Genomic DNA, 20,709 nt, shown 5'->3' on the forward strand with positions numbered 1-20,709 from the left:
CAGAGCGGTTCCAGCGATTCTGTTAGAATCGGAACCGCTCTGACGAAACAAAAGGCGGAGGAAAATCCCCCGCCCTTTAAATTCTTCGAGAACTGTTTAAAGCCCTTTTGCAATACGATCAAAAGCCATGAGCTTTTCGAGAAGCGCGGGCATTTTATCCACAGGAACCATGTTCGGGCCATCGGATGGTGCGTTGTCCGGGTCTTGATGTGTTTCGATAAAGAACCCTGCAACACCGACGGCAGCTGCCGCCCGAGCCAGCGTTTCCACAAATTCACGCTGTCCACCTGTCGAGCCACCCTGCCCGCCCGGCTGCTGCACGGAGTGAGTCGCATCGAAAACAACTGGCGAACCAAGACCGGCCATGATCGGCAAGGAACGCATATCGGAAACAAGCGTATTATAACCGAATGAAACACCGCGTTCAGTCGCAAGAACATTCGGATTACCGCTTTCCGTAATCTTGGAAAGAACATTCTTCATGTCCCACGGTGCCAGAAACTGGCCCTTCTTGACGTTCACGACACGTCCGGTCTTTGCGGCAGCAATCAGCAGATCGGTCTGGCGGCAGAGGAATGCCGGAATTTGCAGGACATCAACCACAGGCGCAACTTCGGCACATTGCTCTTCGGTATGGATATCCGTCAGAACGGGAAAGCCGAACTCCTTCTTGAGATCGGCAAAAACTTCCATTGCCTTTTCGAGGCCGATTCCGCGCTCAGCCTTCAAGGAGGTACGATTGGCCTTGTCGAAGCTGGATTTATAGACAAGGCCGATGCCGAGCTTATCGGTCATTTCCTTGAGGCGGCCTGCCATATCGAAAGCGTGTTCACGCGTTTCCATCTGGCACGGACCCGCAATCAGAGCGAATGGCGCACTGTTTGAAAAAGTAACATTTCCGATTTTTACGGATGAATTGGCAGTCGCCATGACGTGAACCTCGATACTGAATGCCTTGCAGGCACCTTATCTGGCGTAAAGGAGGCTCGAAAACAAGACCGCAGTCTGAAAGACGAAACGAAAACGCGCCCCGAAAGGCGCGCTAGAGTTTTAGACCAGACGGCTCTGCTCAATCGCCGCTTCGATAAAGGAAGCGAATAGCGGATGCGGTTCAAATGGACGGGACTTCAGTTCTGGATGGTATTGCACGCCGATAAACCAAGGGTGGTCAGAATACTCAACTGTCTCCGGAAGAACACCATCCGGTGACATGCCTGCAAAGCTCAATCCAGCTGTTTCAAGGCGATCCTTGTAGTCGATATTGACTTCGTAGCGATGACGATGACGTTCTGAAATATCCGTCGATCCGTAGATCTCCGCAATTTTCGAACCTGGCGTCAATGCTGCTTCATACGCGCCAAGACGCATCGTACCACCAAGATCGCCCGCCGAAGCACGCTTCTCGAGCATATTGCCCTTGAGCCATTCGGTCATCAGACCGACAACGGGTTCCTTGGTCGGGCCGAACTCGGTCGATGATGCATTTTCTATGCCGACAAGATTGCGTGCTGCTTCAATGCAGGCCATTTGCATACCGAAGCAGATACCGAAGTAAGGAACCTTGCGTTCGCGAGCGAACTTCGCTGCAAGAATCTTGCCCTCTGCGCCGCGCTCGCCGAAGCCGCCCGGCACCAGAATGCCATGAACCTTTTCCAGATATGGAGCCGGATCTTCACTTTCGAAAACTTCCGCCTCGATCCAGTCGAGGTTGACTTTCACCTTGTTGGCAAGACCACCATGATAAAGCGCCTCGATCAGCGACTTATAGGCATCCTTGAGACCGGTATACTTGCCGACGATGGCAATGGTCACTTCACCTTCCGGATTGTGGAGACGGCTGGAAACCTCCTCCCAGCGATCCATACGCGGCTTTGGAGCCGGGTCGATGCCGAACGCCGACAGGACTTCCGAATCAAGGCCTTCCTTGTGATAGGCGATCGGCACATCATAGATCGTAGCCACGTCGAGCGCCTGAATGACCGCGCTTTCACGGACATTACAGAACAACGACAGCTTGCGGCGTTCTGATTCAGGGATCTCGCGATCGGCGCGAACCAGAAGGATATCTGGAGCAATACCGATAGAGCGCAGTTCCTTGACCGAATGCTGGGTCGGCTTGGTCTTCAATTCGCCAGCTGCCGGAATATAAGGCATCAAGGTCAGATGGATATAAACTGCCGTTCCGCGTGGCAATTCGTTGCCAAGCTGACGGATGGCTTCGAGGAACGGCATAGCTTCGATGTCGCCAACCGTGCCGCCAATTTCACAGAGAACGAAATCATAATCTTCGTTACCTTCGAGGACGAAGTTCTTGATCTCGTCGGTCACATGCGGAATGACCTGAACCGTCGCACCGAGATAATCGCCGCGGCGTTCCTTTTCGATGATGTTACGGTAGATGCGACCGGTGGTGATGTTGTCCTGCTGGTTGGCAGGGCGACCGGTGAACCGCTCGTAATGACCCAGATCAAGATCGGTTTCGGCACCATCGTCAGTGACGAACACCTCACCATGCTGGTAAGGCGACATCGTGCCGGGATCGACATTCAGATAAGGGTCGAGTTTACGGATACGCACGCGGTAACCACGTGCCTGAAGGAGTGCAGCCAGTGCTGCAGCAGCTATGCCTTTTCCAAGGGAAGAAACCACGCCGCCAGTGATGAATACATATCGCGCCATGGGCTTATCTCGTTAGACTTTCTTGATTGATTCCGCCACAAAAAAATGCACCCCGGCTGTGTTTTTCACCGAAGACAGGCGGTAATCGTCGTTGCACAAAGAAAAACCGGTGCCAGAAACACCGGAGCGAATAGGTCTGTACTCTCTAGCGACCCTATTCACATAAAGCCATGTCGAAGCTCGAAATCCACAGCTTCCACCTGCAAGAATAGTGACAAACACAAAAGAAAAGGCCGAGCCCGCAAGCCCGGCCATATTCACATAGTCATTTACAGATCAGAGAACAACCACTTCGGTGCCCAGACCGACCCGATCATAAAGATCCAACACATCGTCATTCGTCATACGGAAGCAGCCGTTCGAAGCCGAGCTGCCGATGGTCCATGGCTGTACCGTTCCGTGAATGCGGATATAGGTGTCCTTGTTGCCCTGGAAGAGATACATGGCGCGCGAACCAAGCGGGTTACCCGGGCCGCCATCCATGCCGTTCTTGAATCGCGCATAATGGGCTGGATTTCGTTCTATCATTTCCTTCGTTGGGATCCAGCGCGGCCACTCACGCTTTGCGTTCACTGTAGCTTTACCCTTGAATTCCAGACCAACCTTGCCGACTGCGATACCATAACGGCGCGCAGTCGTTGACGTCTCGACTAGGTAAAGGAAATAGTTTTTAGGATCGATCACAATGGTCCCAGGCTTGTAACCGCTGAATGCGACTTCCTGAGCACGATATTTCGGATCAATATTGTATTTGTTAGCCTTAACCGCATTGCTGCTATTGGAAGCCTTTTTCTTCTTCGGCTTTTCAGGATTAGCCTTGGCGTCGCTTGAAAGTGCAACCTGCTGAACGGATGCGGCGGCCTCATTGAGCTGCGCTTCAGCGCTTACCGGCGAGGCTGCAAATGCCGGAGCGGTTGCTCCAATGCAGAGACTAGCAATACCTGCCATCAGAATACGGCGTGAAAACATGGTCGGTTCCCGAAAATTCAAGCACAAGGGAGAAACACCTATCGCAGTGGTGCGATCAGACTTTCGCTCTCCTTACTGCAAAGCCATCAGGTTCTCAATTCGCTGCCATCATTCTGCAATACGATTCGCAGCAGCGTATTGCCTGGTTGCAACACTTTGCGACTCTACGGTTAACAAAAAGAAAACCGGCCTCTAGGGCCGGCTTCGCATTGTGCTCATTTAGCTCACTTTTTTTACTGAGAGCTTGGGACCGGATTGGCCGGCGTTTCCGGAACGACCGGAGCCTGCGGTTGAGTAGCATCGGGCTGCGTTGCCGGTGCTGTAGCGCTGCCCGGAGCTGCCGGTGCTGTCTTATTAGCGTCAGGACGCGAGGACTCACCACCCAGCTGGTTAAGAATACCGCCGCCATTGCCGCCCGCCGGAGCAGTCTGGCTACCGGTTGCCGCCGGAATACGATTGAGAATGTCGGTTGGCTTTTCGCTGTAGCGCGCCATGATACCGAGAATAAGCGAGGTCGCGAAAAAACCGATCGCAAGAATGGCTGTCGTGCGGGTGAGCGCGTTCGCCGCGCCGCGAGCCGTCATGAACCCCGAACCACCGCCAATGCCAAGGCCGCCGCCTTCCGAACGCTGGATAAGCACAACGCCGACAAGCGCCAGCACGATCAACAAGTGAATGACAATGATTACGGTCTGCATGGGTTACGGTCTTTATATCCCTAAAACTAGAGCGGCTCTTTACACGCTATTGTCCGATAATCCAAGCCCCGAGACCAAGATAGACAGACGCGATGTGCCGGTTACAAATTACGATAGGTTTCGCATATGGCGAGAAAGTCGGTTGCCTTCAAGCTCGCACCGCCGACAAGCGCGCCATCGACATCGGCAACACCGAGCAATTCCATCGCATTCGAAGGCTTGACCGAGCCGCCGTAAAGCAGGCGAAGATGCGCGCCCTTTGAACCGAAACGTTCGGTCAGCTGCTCGCGCATGAAGGCATGCGCGGCGCGTACATCCTGCACAGTCGGCGTCAGCCCCGTGCCGATTGCCCAAACCGGCTCGTAGGCGATGATCGTATTCTCAGCATCGACACCATCCGGCAAGGAACCGGCAAGCTGCGTGCCGATCACGTCCAGCGTGCGCTCTGCCTTGCGTTCATCGGCGGTTTCGCCAACGCAAACGATAGAGGTCAGTCCGGCAGCCCATGCGGCTTCGGTCTTGGCACGAATGGCATCATTGCTTTCATTATGGTCAGTCCGACGCTCGGAATGGCCGATGATGACATGTGTGGCGCCTGCCTCTTTGAGCATCGCCGCAGAAATATCGCCCGTATGCGCGCCGGACACTTTATGGTGAGCGTCCTGTCCGCCAAGACCAACGGTTTCGCCTTCAAGTGTTTCCGCTGCACGAGAAAGAAGTGTCGCCGGCACACAGATAACTGCATCGAGCTTGCGACCAAGATCAGAGCTTAGACCAGCAGCAATCGCACGCAATTCGGTCAGGGATTCTCCTGTACCATTCATCTTCCAGTTGCCAGCAACCAGCGGACGGATTCCCGGAGTCATTTCATTCTCCTCACCTGTTCAAAACAGCAGACGCGGCCACCTCGCAAGATCGGACCAGCGCCAAAATTTGCCACTGACTAAGCGTATTCGTGCCGCAATGCAAATGTTCTTGAGTGCCTACATGCAATGAGACCTTGCATATAGGGATGGCTTGAGGTTATCCCGTGACTGGCTCTATCTATATAAGCCGAGCTTCGATTTATTCTTGAAGGGTTTCCAATGCTCGACAGCCTGCGCTCCGCCGCTCAATCCTGGGTCGCCAAACTTCTGCTTGGCCTGCTTGTACTGAGCTTTGCGATCTGGGGCATCTCCGATGTCTTTCGCGGTGGCTTGTCAGGCAACGCGGCCTTGACGGCTGGCGGTTCCGAAGTAAGCGCCACCGATTATCGTTTCGCCTACGAGCAACAGATGATGCGTCTGTCACAGCAGTTTCGCCAGCGTCTGACGCGTGAACAGGCCCAGGCGCTCGGCGTCGAAAACCAGGTGCTCGCCCAGCTCGCCGCCGGAGTGGTCCTGGATGAAGCTGCGCGGAATATGCAGCTTGGTCTTTCCAAGGACGGAATTGCCCGGCTGACCGGTGAAGATCCCGCCTTCCACGATGCAAGCGGCAACTTCAATCGCGCGCAGTTCGATGCAGTGCTTCGCCAGTCGGGCATCCGCGCACAGGATTATCTCGATAATCGGGCGAAAGTCGCCCGCCGCCAGCAAATCGTGGAAGCGGCAACCGATGGCATCAAGCTCCCGAATGCGGCATTGAAGGCGCTGGCCCTTTATCAGGGCGAAACCCGCAGCGTTGATTATGTGACTATTCAGGCTGAAAAAGCCGATTCTATCCCCGCCCCGTCCGACGATGCGCTCAAGACCTATTTTGACGCGCACAAGGACGAGTACAAGGCGCCGGAATACCGGAAGATAAGCTACGTGAAGCTGGAACCGGCGGATATTGCCGATCCGTCTGCCGTCACGCAGGATGAAATCAACGAATATTATGAAAAGAACAAGGACCGCTTCAGCACGGTCGAAAAGCGCACCATCGAACAATTGAGCTTTGCCGACGACGCTGCGGCTGAAGCTGCCCAGAAGAAAATCGCCGCAGGAACAAGCTTTGTCGATATCGGCAAGGAACAGGGCAAAACGGAAGACGATCTCAAACTCGGCACATTCGAGAAGTCGGCTATTCCCGATCAGGCCGTTGCCGATGCAGCTTTTGCACTGTCGGAAAATGGCGTGAGCCCGGTCGTCAAGGGCAGCTTTGGCCCCGTTATCCTGCGCGTGACGCAGATTGAGCCGGCACACGTGAAGCCGCTTGCCGAAGTTGAAGGGGAAATTCGCACCACGCTTGCTAACAATATCGCAGCAAGCAATATCAGCGGCATTCATGACTCTTATGAGCAGGAACGCTCTGACGGTGCTTCCATGGCCGATGTAGCAAAGAAGCTGAGCCTCAAGTCGGTCACGGTGGAAGCCGTTGATGTGGAGGGCAACGATCCTTCCGGCAATCCCGTTCAGTTACCCAATTCCGAAGCACTGCTGTCCGCTGCCTTCCAGGCGGATCAGGGATTTGATAACGACGCCCTTACCATGGGCAATATCGGCTATCTCTGGTATCAGGTTGATGGCATCACCCCGGCACGCGACCGTACGCTTGATGAAGTCAAGGACAAGGTTGTAGCCGCATGGAAGGCTGAAGAGGCCGTCAAGCGTCTCAACCAGCGTGTGGAAGAACTCAAGAAGCGCCTCGACGGCGGTGCGACACTCGACACGATCGCTTCCGAACTGGGCGTAGAGAAGCAGACCAAGCGAGGCGTTGTCCGTACCACCAATGATGCCGATATCGGAACGGCTGCCGCAGCGCAGATTTTCCGGGGGCCGAATGGGTTCACCGGTAGCGCGGCTGCGCCTTCGGACGATGCCCAGATTCTGTTCAAGGTTGTTGAAGTAACCGAACCCGCAGGAGCCGGACCGGAAGCTATTCCGGAACAGCAGCAAAAGTATCTGGCGACTTCGCTCTCGGATGATGTTCTCGAACAGCTCGTCGGCGAATTGCAGAAGCAGTACCCGGTGAAGATAAATCAGACCGTCATCAACAACGCTTTGGCGTTTTAAGGACGGTGGACATCCAAAATGGCTGATCTAAAACCCTATATCGCGAAAGCCGCATCAGGCGAGCCGCTTTCGCTCCAGGACTCCAGGGCCGCGTTCGATATCATGATGTCGGGACAGGCAACCCCATCGCAGATCGGTGGATTGTTGATGGCATTGCGCGTGCGGGGGGAAACCGTATCGGAAATTGCCGGTGCTGTTGCGTCCATGCGTTCACGAATGCTGGCAGTTTCGGCACCCGCCAACGCAATCGATATCGTTGGAACCGGCGGAGACCAATCCGGCTCCTACAATGTCTCAAGCTGCTCAGCGTTTGTTGTCGCCGGTGCCGGTGTCCCCGTTGCCAAGCACGGCAACCGCGCCCTCTCCTCTCGTTCGGGTGCCGCCGATGCGCTGGCCGCGCTCGGCATCAATATCGAGGCGGACGCGAATATCATCGGCCGCAGCATCACCGAAGCCGGCCTCGGCTTTATGTTTGCACCGATGCACCATTCCGCCATGCGCCATGTTGGACCTTCCCGCGTCGAACTTGGAACACGTACCATTTTCAATCTCCTCGGCCCTCTTTCCAATCCGGCCAGTGTCAAGCGTCAGCTTGTTGGCGTATTTGCACCGCAATGGCTCGTACCGTTGGCTGAAGTGCTCAAGGAACTAGGCTCCGAAGCAGCTTGGGTTGTTTATGGCGACGGGCTTGACGAAATGACCACCGCGGGCACGACACAAGTTGCCGCTCTGGAAAATGGTCAAATCCGTACCTTTGAAATCACGCCGGAAGAAGTTGGACTCCGTCGTTGCGATCCGGCAGAACTGAAGGGTGGCGAAGCTTCGCTGAACGCAAAAGCTCTTCTGGGTGTACTTGAAGGCGATAAAAATGCCTATCGAGACATCGTCCTGCTCAATTCGGGCGCGGCACTCGTCATTGCGGGCAAAGCGAAGGATCTGAAAGAAGGCATCGCACTCGCGGCGCACTCCATCGACAGCGGTGCAGCGCTTGCTGTCTTGCAGAAAGTGATTGCTGTTTCGAACGACAAAGCGGCCTGACGGAAAGGATTAAGTCATGTCCACCGACATTCTGCGTAAGATCGAGGCTTACAAGCGCGAAGAAATCGCCGCGGCCAAGACCGAGTGCACCGTCGCCGATTTGAAGGCACGTGCACAGGATCAGGAAGCGCCGCGCGGTTTTCTAAAAGCATTGGAGGCAAAACGCGCTGCCAATGAATTCGCGCTGATCGCCGAGATCAAGAAGGCAAGCCCATCAAAGGGCCTTATCCGCCCGGACTTCGATCCGCCAGCACTCGCAAAAGCCTATGCGGCTGGCGGTGCTGCATGTCTCTCCGTGCTGACGGATACGCCATCCTTTCAGGGAGCACCGGAGTTTCTGACAGCAGCTCGTAACGCTTGCAATCTCCCGGCCCTGCGCAAGGATTTTCTGTTCGATACATATCAGGTTCATGAAGCCCGTAGCTGGGGTGCTGACTGCATTCTGATCATTCTTGCAAGCGTCGATGACGATCTGGCAAAGGCGTTGGAAGAAACTGCATTCGAGCTTGGCATGGACGCACTCATCGAAGTGCACGACGAAACCGAGATGGAACGTGCGCTGAAGCTTTCATCCCGCCTACTCGGCGTCAATAACCGCAATTTGCGCACATTCGAGGTTGATCTCGCCGTTTCGGAACGTCTGTCGAAAATGGCACCTTCCGATCGTGTTCTGGTTGGTGAAAGCGGCATATTCACACACGAAGATTGCCTGCGTTTGGAAAAATCCGGAATCGGGACCTTCCTCATCGGCGAGAGCCTGATGCGCCAGGCTGATGTTGCGGCGGCTACCCGTGAACTCCTGACCGGCAGGGCCTGATCGATGACGTCCAAGCTCACCCATATCGACCAGACCGGTGCTGCCAATATGGTGGATGTTGGGGCGAAGGATGAAACTGAACGCCAAGCCGTAGCCGAAGGATCGGTCAGAATGAAGCCGGAAACGCTGGCGCTCATTCTGGAAGGCAATGCCGCGAAGGGTGACGTCATTGGCGCCGCGCGTCTGGCAGGCATCATGGCGGCAAAAAAGACTGCTGACCTGATTCCCCTCTGCCATCCGCTTATGCTGACCAAAATCTCTGTCGAAATCGAACCGGATCAGGCACTGCCCGGTCTGCGCGTTCGCGCACTCGCCAAGCTCAAAGGGCGCACTGGCGTGGAAATGGAAGCCCTCACCGCCGTTTCCGTCACATGTCTTACCATTTATGACATGGCCAAAGCCATCGACAAACATATGGAGATCGACGGCATCCGCGTTACCGAAAAAAGCGGCGGCAAATCCGGTGATTGGACGGCATAATCGCTGAACCTTGTTCTGGATCAATTCTTCCAGACAGGCTTTATGCTCTAAACGGGTCCACAATTCAGTTCGAGAGGAAACACCATGTCCCTTCTCCCGGTCGATGAAGCACTGGCCCGCATCCTGAAGTCTGCGGAACCGCACGGTAAAGAGCAAATCGCTTTGTCGGATGCAGGTGGGCGCGTGGTTGCAACACCTGTGTTGGCACATTTTCTACAGCCGCCTTTCGACGGCTCGGCAATGGATGGCTATGCCCTGATCGCCCCGGAGAACATCGCTTATCCTGTTGAGTTCGACATCATCGGCGAATCGGCAGCAGGCAATCGATTCGAAGGCGAATTGGGGATCGGACAGGCGGTCCGCATTTTTACCGGCGCGCCACTGCCCAAAGGCACAGACACAATTGTCATTCAAGAACACACCGAGCGTTCGGATGACCGGCTCACCGTTCATGAAGGAATAGAGCCAGGACGGCATATACGTCGCGCGGGCCTCGACTTTTCGCCCGGTAACGTCGTCATTTCGAGCGGACGAGAGCTGGACGCCGCCGCCCTATCGTTAGCCGCTGCAAGCGGCAATGCGAGAATCGATGTATTTCAAAAACCAAAGGCGGCAATCGTTGCGACCGGTGATGAGCTCGTCGCGCCGGGTGAAACACCCGGAATGGACCAGATTGTTGCATCGAACAGCGTCGGAATCGCTGAAATTATCAGGCGGGCTGGCGGCAGCCCGGAAGACAAAGGAATCATTCCAGATGATCCTGCCAAGATTGAACAGGCAATAGCAGATAGCCTGCAAAGCGGCATCGACATTCTGGTTACGATTGGCGGCGCGTCGGTCGGTGACCGAGATTTTGTGCACGGCGCGCTTCAAAAATTGGGCGTTAATCTCGATTTCTGGAAGATCGCCATGAGGCCGGGTAAGCCCCTGATGTATGGACACATCAGCGTGAACGGCAAAATCGTGCATATCATAGGCTTGCCCGGCAACCCTGTTTCCAGCCTCGTCTGCAGCCTCGTCTTTCTTCGACCGCTTGTCGCCAAGCTTGCCGGAACTAACTTCGACGCCGATATCCGGCCTGCAAAACTGGGCACTGTCCTGCCTGCGAATGACTACCGCCGCGATTATATCCGAGCCACGGTCGAATCAACTCCGGACGGAACACTGATAGCGAAGCCATTTCCAGTTCAGGATTCGTCTATGCTTTCGGCACTCGTCGGCTCAAAAGCGCTTCTCATCAGAGACGAGAACGCTCCCGCAGCCGCTCTCGGCGATGATTGTCGTGTCCTTATGCTCTAGATTCAGCATGTTATCTGCCATCACTAAAGCATGAGAAAACTGATCTAACTCACGATAGAATATATGTTATTCGGATCAGTATCTGAAGTAGCGCATAGATGATGCGCCCGTCCTGAAACAATCCGTTCAATCTCGTCTTGAGCGTTAATGCTTTTAAAACCATTGCAGAACAAGACTGGAACATATAGTGTTCGTTCTGGTTTTGTTTTTCTCAATTCTTGGCCGGGAGGGTGTCGCGCATGTTAACCCGTAAACAGCACGAGCTTCTGCTGTTCATTCATGAACGTCTAAAAGAAACGGGCATTCCACCGTCGTTCGATGAAATGAAGGAAGCGCTCGATCTGGCTTCGAAATCGGGTATCCATCGTCTGATCACCGCTCTGGAGGAGCGTGGCTTCATCCGTCGGCTGCCAAACCGGGCACGTGCACTTGAGGTCCTGCGTCTGCCGGATTCTATTGCTCCGGGACTCAACGCACAAAAGAAGTTCGCTCCCAGTGTTATCGAAGGCAGCCTGGGCAAAGCACCACCGCCGCCTTCACCGTCACGCCCTACCTCTGTTGCGACCAATGACGACACATCCGCAACAGTCTCTGTGCCAGTCATGGGGCGAATCGCTGCTGGTGTGCCTATTTCAGCCATCCAGAATCAGACGCATTCCCTGAGCCTTCCGCCAGAAATGATTGGCGCGGGTGAGCATTACGCTCTTGAGGTTAGAGGCGATTCAATGATCGATGCTGGAATTTTTGACGGAGATACGGTCATTATCAAGCGTGGCGAATCCGCAAATCCCGGTGAAATTGTGGTCGCTCTCGTCGATGACGAAGAAGCGACATTGAAGCGCTTTCGTCGCAAAGGTGCTTCCATCGCACTCGAAGCAGCCAACCCCGCCTATGAGACACGAATCTTTGGCCCCGACCGAGTGCGGGTTCAAGGCAAGCTTGTTGGCCTGATCCGCCGCTATTAGGGTGTTTCCAGCAAAGTGAAAAACGGCTTTGCGCAGGAAAATGCAAAGCAAAAAGATTGAGCGAAGGCATGGTTCTTTTAACTGGAAGCGCTCTATTATCATTCGCAGAGATTTGCGTTACGGTCTGCGCCGGATGAACAATTCACTGCATTTTTGGGCGGGCGGGGTTTTGGTTTGTATTCGCGCTCGGCCAAACCACGTGCCGGACGCGAATGGATGCGATGCATATGCCAGGGACGGCTCGGCGTATTGATTGCAAATGTTATTCGGCTGTCGCGTTGCAGATCAAATATTGGCTGTGTTACATCGACTTCCGTCGCTTCAGGAGAAACTATGGATAAAGCCTCAGGAGCTCGGTTTTGCTCCGGTGCTTTCCCGAGTCTTATCTCTACAGATCCCTTTAACGCCAGATCGCGTTTACTGATGCTCAGAGTCGTGGAGCGTCCACACGAAGCTTCTTTACCGGGAACAGCCAGAATGACCACATCGCCGATATTACAGGCGATTTCTTGCATTGCAACATCTGCTGTGTAGACCAATGTGCGACCATCGCGCAAACTGATCGTACATAATCCATCTTCGCATTCGAATCCGTCCACATCGGTTCGTTTTCTGTTTTTGCCCGATGGCGGTGCGATGAATTCTTCGACCAGATATGCGGTTTTCCAATTGTCGACTGTAAATTGCGACGGACGGCTCCGATTAACTGCAAATCTCCCATCAGTCAGTCGGACTCCCACCAGCTTGGCATCTTCTGATACCACAATGTCCGGAAAAGGCTCCCTGACGAAAGCAGCAAAACCAAGTACAATGAAGGGGAGTGCCAGCGCCTTCAATCTGGTCGACAGAACAACCGCCAGAACAAGCGCAATAGTCCACAAAACGAGAGTGAGTGCAGGCATTGCACCCGGATTGCCGTCAGGTGACCACGCCGCAACAAAGGCGGCAATATGTCTGACGGCGAAAATACCCCATCCCATGATCTGCAATGGTACCCAATCCAGTTGCAACGGCATCAGGACAAGACCGAAAACAGCAAATGGCATCACGAGAAGTGCGATTGCAGGCTCAGCGAGAACGTTCCCCACCAAGCCCAGCGGCGCAGTATTATTGAAATGATAAGCGGCAAAAATTCCGCTCGCCAATCCCGCGACGAGCGAAGTACCCGCCGCCGCAGTGACCGGCTTCAGGATTTTTCCCCCGAAACTATGAGTGGGCTTTCCACGCCTTTCCTTGCCGACATATTTTCTTGCATTACGCTCGCTCCACCACGCATATCCCGCGATCAGGGCGGCCGTAGCAGAAAAAGACATCTGAAAACTCGGCCCTAATATCTCATGCGGTGAAATGGCAATCATGGCAAGGGCTGCGATGGCGAGATTGCGCATGCTTATCGCAGCACGATCAACCAGCAAGGCTCCGAGCATGACTGCAATCATCACATAGCTTCGTTGCGCCGCAACATCGGCGCCCGACATGGCAAGATAAAAGGTGCAGCTCAAAAGGGAGAGAAAGGCTGCATATTTTTTCACGGGATGCCGCACACTGAAAGCCGGAAACAGCGCAAAGAGAGACCGCAGCGTCAGCATGACAACACCGGCAGCGAGCGCCATATGCAAACCGGAGATCGACAGAATATGTGCAAGGCCTGCTTTGCGCAGATCGTCATTGGTCTTTTCGCTGATCCCCGCACGCGTGCCCGCCACAAGCGCCGAAGCCACGCTTCCATCCTCTCCGCCGATAACCTCTTCAATCCGTTCGGAAACCCGAACACGCAACATGGCGATCCACTGAGAAATTTCCGCAGTCAGTTCGTCTGGCAGAGAAACCGCCGCCACTTTGGGTGTTCCGAGAAAAAAGCCATTGGCCCCGATACCATTGAAATAGGCGTGAAACGAAAAATCATAGTTGCCGGGGCGAACCGGACCCGACGGAATACGCAATCGCACGAAACCTGTAAGCCCGCTGCCGATCGACGTCGAGGCCGGAATATCCCTTGCATTGATACGAACGCGTTTTGGCGGAAAGCGAAGCTTCGGGCGCTCGGTCTGGAGGACATCGAGCGTTATCCGCCAGCTTCCATTATCCTGATATTCAAGCGCAACCACCCGGCCCGTTATACGTGTTGCGACATCGGAGCCCAGCATCGGCGTCGCACGCCGCTCTGTCTCCCATTTGCCGACTACAAGACCGGCCGACAACGCAATAGCGAACGCCATGCACTGCGCGGCGACATAATGCCTGCGCGTCGCAACTCGCAAGAGAATAGCAATTCCGAGCATGGACAGAAGCGGTGTCCATGCTGGCTCGAACGAAAGCGTAAAATAGATGATCGCGCCAATGCCGGCAAAAACCGGCAGCAAAAGAAAGAAGGCGCCGCGTCCGGCTTCAGTTTCGATTGCTGTCCTGATCTGTTCCCGAGCAATGAGGGGGACGGACAGGAGACGTTCACGCAGTTTGGGTGCGGGAGGCTGGACAGGCGCCGAATGTGCCGAAGGCCCTGTTTCATTGGAGGGCCACACTTCGGGCAACAGGGTGCGCACGAAACCATCGGGCATGTTCTTCACAAGCGCCCGTTCGTTTACATCACTCGCTTCCCTGATGCCTGTCATGCCCCCGCCTGACCGCAAAAGTTAGCCCAGACCGTCGAAATACCCCGAAAGAACAACGGCACATCGGTGCGAAAGAGATGCGAAACCCTTGCGCATGATGCTGCCTATGCTACATGAACCGCAGCCGAAATCGAGAGGGTTCTCATCACGAACCCCGATTACCTGCCGGGCATTCTCGCGCAGGCATTGGAATTCAAGTTCGCGCCTGTGTCTCCGGCATTCGCCGCTGCTCTAAAAAAGGCGCACGACATAGTGGAGCTATCATGTCGAAACCGGTTGTTACCCGTTTTGCCCCCTCTCCCACGGGGTATCTGCACATTGGTGGTGCGCGTACTGCCTTGTTCAACTGGCTTTATGCCAAGCACAATGGTGGCAAGATGCTGCTGCGCATCGAAGACACCGACCGGGAACGTTCCACAGACGCTGCGACGGCTGCCATTCTCGATGGCTTGACTTGGCTGGGCTTGGATTGGGATGGCGATGCCATCTCGCAGTTCGAACGCGCACCTCGCCATCGCGAAGTGGCGGAAGAACTCGTCGCTCTTGGCAAGGCATATTATTGTTATGCTACGCCAGCAGAGCTGGAAGAAATGCGTGAGAAAGCACGCGCTGAAGGCCGTCCACCGCGCTATGATGGTCGCTGGCGTGATCGCGATCCGTCTGAAGCGCCAGCTGGTGTAAAGCCGGTAATCCGGATCAAGGCCCCGCAGGAAGGCGAAACCCTCGTGCAGGACGCAGTGCAGGGCGACGTACGTTTCCCGAACAAGGATCTCGATGATTTCATCATTCTGCGATCCGATGGCACGCCGACTTACATGCATGCAGTCGTTGTCGACGATCACGATATGGGTGTGACACATATCATTCGCGGCGACGACCATTTGACAAATGCGGCGCGACAGACCGTCATCTACAATGCGATGGGTTGGGACATTCCTCAAATGTCGCATATCCCTCTTATTCATGGTGCGGACGGTGCAAAACTCTCCAAGCGTCATGGCGCCTTGGGTGTGGATGCCTACCGTGCGATGGGCTATTTGCCTGCAGCCCTGCGTAACTATCTCGTACGCCTCGGCTGGAGCCATGGCGACGACGAAATCATGTCGACCGAACAGATGATCGAATGGTTCGACGTGAAGGATATCAACAAGGGTGCGGCTCGCTTCGATTTTCAGAAGCTTGAGGCAATCAATGGCCTCTATATGCGCGCCAGCGACAACAAGGCGCTTTATGATGCGCTAATCGCTGTTCTGCCGGAAATCGAAGGTGGTAAAGAAATTGCCGACGCGTTGGATGAAAAGCGAAGAGCACAATTGCTCGCCGCTATGCCGGGCCTAAAGGATCGTGCCAAAACCTTGGTGGAACTGGCCGACGGGTCGAAGTTCATCTTCGCTGCCCGTCCTCTTGATCTGGATGAAAAGGCAGCCTCGCTTCTGAATGAAGAAGGCCGCGCAGTCCTTAAATCCGTGCTCCCGGATATAGAAGCAGCAGGCGAATGGACCGTTGAAGCTCTTGATGCAGTCATACGAACTCACGCAGAGAAAACCGGGCTGAAACTGGGCAAGATTGCACAGCCTCTACGCGCAGCATTGACCGGTCGCGCCACCTCTCCAGGTGTGTTCGACGTGCTTTTCGTCCTTGGACGTGAAGAGTCTCTAGGACGTATTCGCGATCAAATCGGTTAAGGTGGAAACATTCACGCTGACGTGACAAAACCGGCGTAAATAGTTCAAATTACGCATTGCATCACGAACCGTTTGGGATAGTTTGACGGGCAAAATCGTTAGGATAATGCGCGAAACGCTGATGGTCCCCGCAGGCCGGGACCATACAAGAGATAAAAGACAAATTATAACGACGATTACAATTCTGCCGTCGTGCGGGCGGCAAAGTGGACATGAAAGGAAACACGATGTCAGATAGGACAGCCAGCTTTACACTAGAAGGCAAAACATTCGACCTGCCTGTGCGACAAGGCACTGTCGGGCCAGACGTCGTTGATATCGGTCCACTCTACAAGAATTCCCAGATGTTCACCTACGATCCGGGCTTCACGTCCACGGCATCGTGCGAATCCAAGATCACTTACATCGATGGTGATGAAGGTACCCTGCTCTATCGCGGTTATCCGATCGATCAGCTCGCCGAGCATGGTGATTTTCTCGAAACCTGCTACCTGCTTCTCTACGGCGAGCTGCCGACCACAACCCAGAAATCTGACTTCGACTATCGTGTTACGCGCCACACGATGATTCACGAACAGATGACGAAATTCTTTACCGGTTTCCGTCGTGACGCCCATCCCATGGCTGTGATGGTCGGTTGCGTTGGTGCAATGTCGGCTTTCTATCATGACTCGACCGACATTACCGATCCACATCAGCGTATGGTCGCTTCCATTCGCCTGATCGCCAAGGTTCCGACACTCGCCGCTATGGCCTACAAGTACCATATCGGTCAGCCGTTCATGTACCCCAAGAACGACCTAGATTTCGCATCGAATTTCCTGCACATGTGCTTTGGCGTTCCATGTGAAGATTACAAGGTCAATCCGGTTCTGGCTCGCGCGATGGACCGTATTTTCATCCTCCATGCGGATCATGAGCAGAACGCCTCGACCTCGACCGTACGTCTTGCCGGTTCGTCAGGCGCTAATCCCTTTGCATGTATTGCTGCAGGCGTTGCCTGCCTCTGGGGTCCGGCCCATGGCGGTGCAAACGAAGCTGCGCTCAACATGCTGGCGGAAATCGGTTCCGTTGACCGCATTCCAGAATTCATTGCCCGTGCCAAGGACAAGAACGATCCGTTCCGCCTGATGGGCTTCGGCCACCGCGTCTACAAGAACTACGATCCGCGCGCCAAGATCATGCAGAAGACCTGCCATGAGGTTCTGGGCGAACTCGGAATCAAGGACGATCCATTGCTCGACGTCGCAATGGAACTCGAAAAGATCGCCCTGACGGACGAATACTTCATCGAGAAGAAGCTCTACCCGAACATCGACTTCTATTCCGGCATCACCCTGAAGGCTCTCGGTTTCCCGACCGAAATGTTCACCGTTCTGTTTGCGCTCGCCCGTACCGTCGGCTGGGTCGCTCAGTGGAAGGAAATGATCGAGGATCCGCAGCAGAAAATCGGCCGTCCGCGCCAGCTTTATACCGGCGCTGCCGAACGCGATTACGTGCCGCTCGCAAAGCGTAAATAAGCACCAGAGCTACAAGAAAACCCCGGTTGCCAAAAGCAACCGGGTTTTTTCATGTCTTTATCGCATCGACAAATCAGCGCGTGGAAACGCCTGCCAGTTCCAGAATGACCCGCGCTCCAATCTCGCCGGACGGCTGCTCCGTCGCCATGATCGAAGCCACCCTGTCAAACCCATCCAGTTGCGCCTGGCGCGCCGATCCGGGCCGCATCAGCCGCTCGAGATTGCGGGCAAGCATTCCCGGACGAACAAACTCATTGAAATATTCAGGCACGACTGGTTCATCGGCGATGATATTGGGCAGGGCCGCACTCCAGATCGTAATCTTCGGCATCAGAAACTTGCGCGCAAACCAATCCGCCTTATAGGAAAGCACACTTGGAATGCGCGACAGTGCCAGTTCCAGCGAAACCGTGCCGGAAGCAGCAAGCGCAGCATCTGCTCTGGAAAAGGCTTTCCATTTTTCTTCATCGCCCGGCACAATGAGCGGTTTGACGGCCCAGTTCTTGGAAAGATCCCGCACCATTTCCTCAATGCGGGGCAATGTGGGCAGAATGACATCGAGCTTTTCAACCCGAGCGGCAAGTTCGCCGACCGCCTGTCCGAATGGCTCCATGAGCATCTGGATTTCCGTGCGACGAGAACCCGGCAAAACAAGCAATGTCTTCCGGGATTCGTCCGTTCGCTGCGCCTCAAGGGCTTTTTGCTCGGCGCGTGCCTGCACTATCGGCTCATAGCTCGATAGACGGTGTCCCACATAGGTGGCATCCGGCCCGCTCAACCGCTGCATGACCTCGACTTCAAACGGAAGGATCGTCAGCACGTGATCAAAATAGGCCTTCATCGCCCGTGCGCGTTGCGGTCGCCACGCCCACACACTCGGCGCGATATATTTCACGATCGGAATTGACGGATTTGCAGCCCTGATTTTTCTGGCAACACGATGTGTAAATTCGGGACTATCGATCAGCAGGACGCAATCCGGCTTCTCCGCAACAATGCGCTGCGCTGTCTGCCTGATACGCAGCATCAGGCCCGGCAAATTCTTGAGAATTGCTCCCAATCCCATAAGGGCAATCTCGTGTGGGTCAAAGAAAGATTTCAGCCCCCGGGCTGCAAGGTGATCGCCACCGACCCCCACAATATCGACCAGACGGTCCGTCTGGTCTCGCAGCGCATCAATCAGATCAGCGCCAAGAAGATCACCGGATTCTTCACCGGCCACGATTGCTATTTTCAACGGCCGGCTGGTAGTGCTCACTTCCTACTGTCCTTTCTCTCGCGACTGACCGTCTCTATAAAGAGGCCTTTATCGTTTGCCGCAGCGATGGTTTCTCCAAAGCCTAGAATGAATGTCCTGCCCGCCTCAACCGCTATTCCTAACAATCCAGCCTGCGCTGCATTATCTACCGTCGAGATACCAATAGTCGGAAGGTCTGCCCTCTCATCCTGTTGCGGCTTCGCCATCTTGACCAGCACGCCGCCGCGGCGCGGTATGCGGCCAGCAGCCCGCAACTCGCGCACACGCTCAATCATTTGGTCTGTTCCTTCAGCTCCTTCAAGCGCCACGACACGCCCACCAACTGCAATTGCGCCCTGCCCGACATCGAGATCGCCCAATCGAAGCGCAGACTCCATCGCGAGTTCAAGATTACGACGCTCTCGGGCGTCTGGCACCTTTCGAGTCAAAACTTGAGCCGGTGATGGCGAAAGCAAATCAGGGACGACCTCATGAGATCCGACAACTTTGAAACCAAAGGATTCCAGCAGCCCAATGAACGCACGCAACAAAGCATCATCGCCTTGCCCCAGTGCACGCAAAACGTATGGCACCGCACGTAAAGTAGGCCAGTCAAACTTCAGGTCGCTGACATGGGGTCTGTTAGTCACTCCACCAGCAAGGACAACCCGATCCACACCGGCAGCCTTCATCGACCGCACGAGCTTTGCAAACTCTACGATCGAAATTTCCTGATGTTCGTATTTGTAAAGTAGCGGGTCAGCTTCTCCTCGCAATGGTACGAGGAAAGGCGACTTCCCTGCAACTGCGAGGGCTTCGGCCACATTGATCGGCAGCAGGCCGTTGCCGGCGATAATCGCAACACGCCCCGCATTACCTGCGAGACGCGTCATTTGCTCAATCTTCGCCGCTGTCATGCCCGGCCCCACCATGGACCGCATCGAGCGGAGGTGTACAATAGGCACGCTTGGTATCGACATTGATGAAATCGATCATGTCAATGACAGCCGGAGAGTCCGGTATGGCAATCAGAACGTCCCTGGCACGGTCCCGAATTGGTTTTGTGCGATCGAACAGCATCCGAACAGCGTGACGGAGATTATGAATCTCTTTACGTTCCATACCCGAGCGCTTCATGCCGATGATGTTCAATCCACCAAGATGGGCATGCACACCAATCGCCATACCATAAGGGATAAGATCGCTTACAACAGCAGCCATACCGCCAACGAAAGCGTGGTGCCCAATGCGCACAAACTGATGTATAGCCGCACCGCCTCCCAGAATAGCGTGGTGTCCAATTGTTGTGTGACCGCCAATCATCACGTTGTTGGAGAATGTAACGTAATCGCCAATATCGCAGTCATGGGCTACATGCGCATAGGCCAGGAACGAGCAGTTATCGCCTACCGAAGTATAACCCCGCGCACTGTCCGACCCCTTGTGCATGGTTACGCCTTCGCGGATAAGGCAGTTCGCGCCGATATTCAGCTTGGTAGGGCCCCCCTTATGCTTGTTGTTCTGCGGATCACATCCCAGAACGGCATGTGGATAAACCTTTCCCCCTGCGCCGAGCGCCGTCGCACCGGTTACCACGACGTGGCTCATTAATTCCGAATTGTCGCCGATGACGGCGCCAGCCTGAATGTGACAGAAGGGGCCGACAGACACACCCTGCCCCAGTTCCACACCCTGCTCTACCAGAGCGGTGGGGTGAATGAATGTTTCTTTCATTGAG

General features: G+C 54.8%; 17 protein-coding genes. 8 read left to right on the forward strand and 9 right to left on the reverse strand.

The genetic code is table 11. The features are described 5' to 3' along the window. Window positions 1–96 precede the first annotated feature (96 nt). From kdsA to tpiA, 5 genes are all read right to left on the reverse strand, one after another. Complete coding sequence (kdsA, locus tag JNC70_RS11020) at window positions 97–930, reverse strand: 3-deoxy-8-phosphooctulonate synthase (RefSeq protein WP_104756341.1); 834 nt, start codon at window positions 928–930, stop codon at window positions 97–99. Between the two features lie 120 nt (window positions 931–1,050). After that, a complete protein-coding gene (gene pyrG, locus JNC70_RS11025) occupies window positions 1,051–2,679 on the reverse strand; it encodes a CTP synthase (RefSeq protein ID WP_104756342.1) in 1,629 nt (542 codons plus the stop codon). Between the two features lie 276 nt (window positions 2,680–2,955). Next, a complete protein-coding gene (locus JNC70_RS11030; RefSeq protein ID WP_104756343.1) occupies window positions 2,956–3,648 on the reverse strand; it encodes a L,D-transpeptidase in 693 nt (230 codons plus the stop codon). Window positions 3,649–3,881: 233 nt separating this feature from the next. Further along, window positions 3,882–4,346, reverse strand: coding sequence for a preprotein translocase subunit SecG (secG, locus tag JNC70_RS11035; RefSeq protein ID WP_104756344.1), 465 nt, complete (start codon window positions 4,344–4,346; stop codon window positions 3,882–3,884). A 101-nt stretch (window positions 4,347–4,447) separates the two neighbouring features. Further along, window positions 4,448–5,212 (reverse strand): triose-phosphate isomerase, encoded by a 765-nt coding sequence (gene tpiA, locus JNC70_RS11040; protein WP_104756345.1) that lies wholly within the window; start codon window positions 5,210–5,212, stop codon window positions 4,448–4,450. A gap of 219 nt (window positions 5,213–5,431) precedes the next feature. Between tpiA and JNC70_RS11045 the strand changes: the two genes are divergently transcribed. From JNC70_RS11045 to lexA, 6 genes are all read left to right on the forward strand, one after another. Then, the gene (locus JNC70_RS11045; protein ID WP_104756346.1) at window positions 5,432–7,318 is read left to right on the forward strand and encodes a peptidyl-prolyl cis-trans isomerase; all 1,887 of its coding nucleotides are present in this window, start codon (window positions 5,432–5,434) and stop codon (window positions 7,316–7,318) included. An 18-nt stretch (window positions 7,319–7,336) separates the two neighbouring features. Next, on the forward strand, window positions 7,337–8,356 hold the full coding sequence (gene trpD, locus JNC70_RS11050; protein WP_104756347.1) for an anthranilate phosphoribosyltransferase: 1,020 nt from the start codon (window positions 7,337–7,339) through the stop codon (window positions 8,354–8,356). Between the two features lie 16 nt (window positions 8,357–8,372). Then, a complete protein-coding gene (gene trpC, locus JNC70_RS11055; protein ID WP_104756348.1) occupies window positions 8,373–9,173 on the forward strand; it encodes an indole-3-glycerol phosphate synthase TrpC in 801 nt (266 codons plus the stop codon). A 3-nt stretch (window positions 9,174–9,176) separates the two neighbouring features. Beyond that, entirely contained in the window at window positions 9,177–9,653 is a 477-nt protein-coding gene (gene moaC, locus JNC70_RS11060; RefSeq protein WP_104756349.1) for a cyclic pyranopterin monophosphate synthase MoaC, read from the forward strand. An 84-nt stretch (window positions 9,654–9,737) separates the two neighbouring features. Next, window positions 9,738–10,952 carry a molybdopterin molybdotransferase MoeA gene (locus JNC70_RS11065; protein WP_104756350.1) on the forward strand — a complete coding sequence of 405 codons (1,215 nt, stop codon included), beginning with the start codon at window positions 9,738–9,740 and terminating at the stop codon, window positions 10,950–10,952. Window positions 10,953–11,191: 239 nt separating this feature from the next. Then, window positions 11,192–11,917, forward strand: coding sequence for a transcriptional repressor LexA (gene lexA, locus JNC70_RS11070; RefSeq protein WP_104756351.1), 726 nt, complete (start codon window positions 11,192–11,194; stop codon window positions 11,915–11,917). Window positions 11,918–12,015: 98 nt separating this feature from the next. On the opposite strand, the gene JNC70_RS11075 is transcribed toward lexA, so the two are convergent. Then, window positions 12,016–14,529 (reverse strand): ComEC/Rec2 family competence protein, encoded by a 2,514-nt coding sequence (locus JNC70_RS11075; RefSeq protein ID WP_104756352.1) that lies wholly within the window; start codon window positions 14,527–14,529, stop codon window positions 12,016–12,018. A gap of 263 nt (window positions 14,530–14,792) precedes the next feature. Here JNC70_RS11075 and gltX point away from each other — a divergent pair, with 263 nt between their 5' ends. Then, window positions 14,793–16,214 (forward strand): glutamate--tRNA ligase, encoded by a 1,422-nt coding sequence (gltX, locus tag JNC70_RS11080; RefSeq protein ID WP_104756353.1) that lies wholly within the window; start codon window positions 14,793–14,795, stop codon window positions 16,212–16,214. 227 nt (window positions 16,215–16,441) lie between these two features. Beyond that, entirely contained in the window at window positions 16,442–17,734 is a 1,293-nt protein-coding gene (gene gltA / locus JNC70_RS11085) for a citrate synthase (RefSeq protein WP_104756428.1), read from the forward strand. A gap of 73 nt (window positions 17,735–17,807) precedes the next feature. On the opposite strand, the gene lpxB is transcribed toward gltA, so the two are convergent. The 3 genes from lpxB to lpxA are packed head-to-tail and all read right to left on the reverse strand — an operon-like array spanning window position 17,808 to window position 20,705. Continuing rightward, window positions 17,808–18,992, reverse strand: coding sequence for a lipid-A-disaccharide synthase (gene lpxB / locus JNC70_RS11090; protein WP_104756354.1), 1,185 nt, complete (start codon window positions 18,990–18,992; stop codon window positions 17,808–17,810). Continuing rightward, window positions 18,989–19,888, reverse strand: coding sequence for an LpxI family protein (locus tag JNC70_RS11095; RefSeq protein ID WP_104756429.1), 900 nt, complete (start codon window positions 19,886–19,888; stop codon window positions 18,989–18,991). Before JNC70_RS11095 ends, lpxB begins: the two co-directional genes overlap by 4 nt. Further along, complete coding sequence (gene lpxA, locus JNC70_RS11100; RefSeq protein ID WP_104756355.1) at window positions 19,869–20,705, reverse strand: acyl-ACP--UDP-N-acetylglucosamine O-acyltransferase; 837 nt, start codon at window positions 20,703–20,705, stop codon at window positions 19,869–19,871. The genes JNC70_RS11095 and lpxA overlap by 20 nt, the downstream gene beginning before the upstream one ends. Window positions 20,706–20,709 lie beyond the last annotated feature (4 nt).

Source organism: Brucella oryzae (genome assembly GCF_041929965.1).
GTDB lineage: Bacteria > Pseudomonadota > Alphaproteobacteria > Rhizobiales > Rhizobiaceae > Brucella > Brucella oryzae.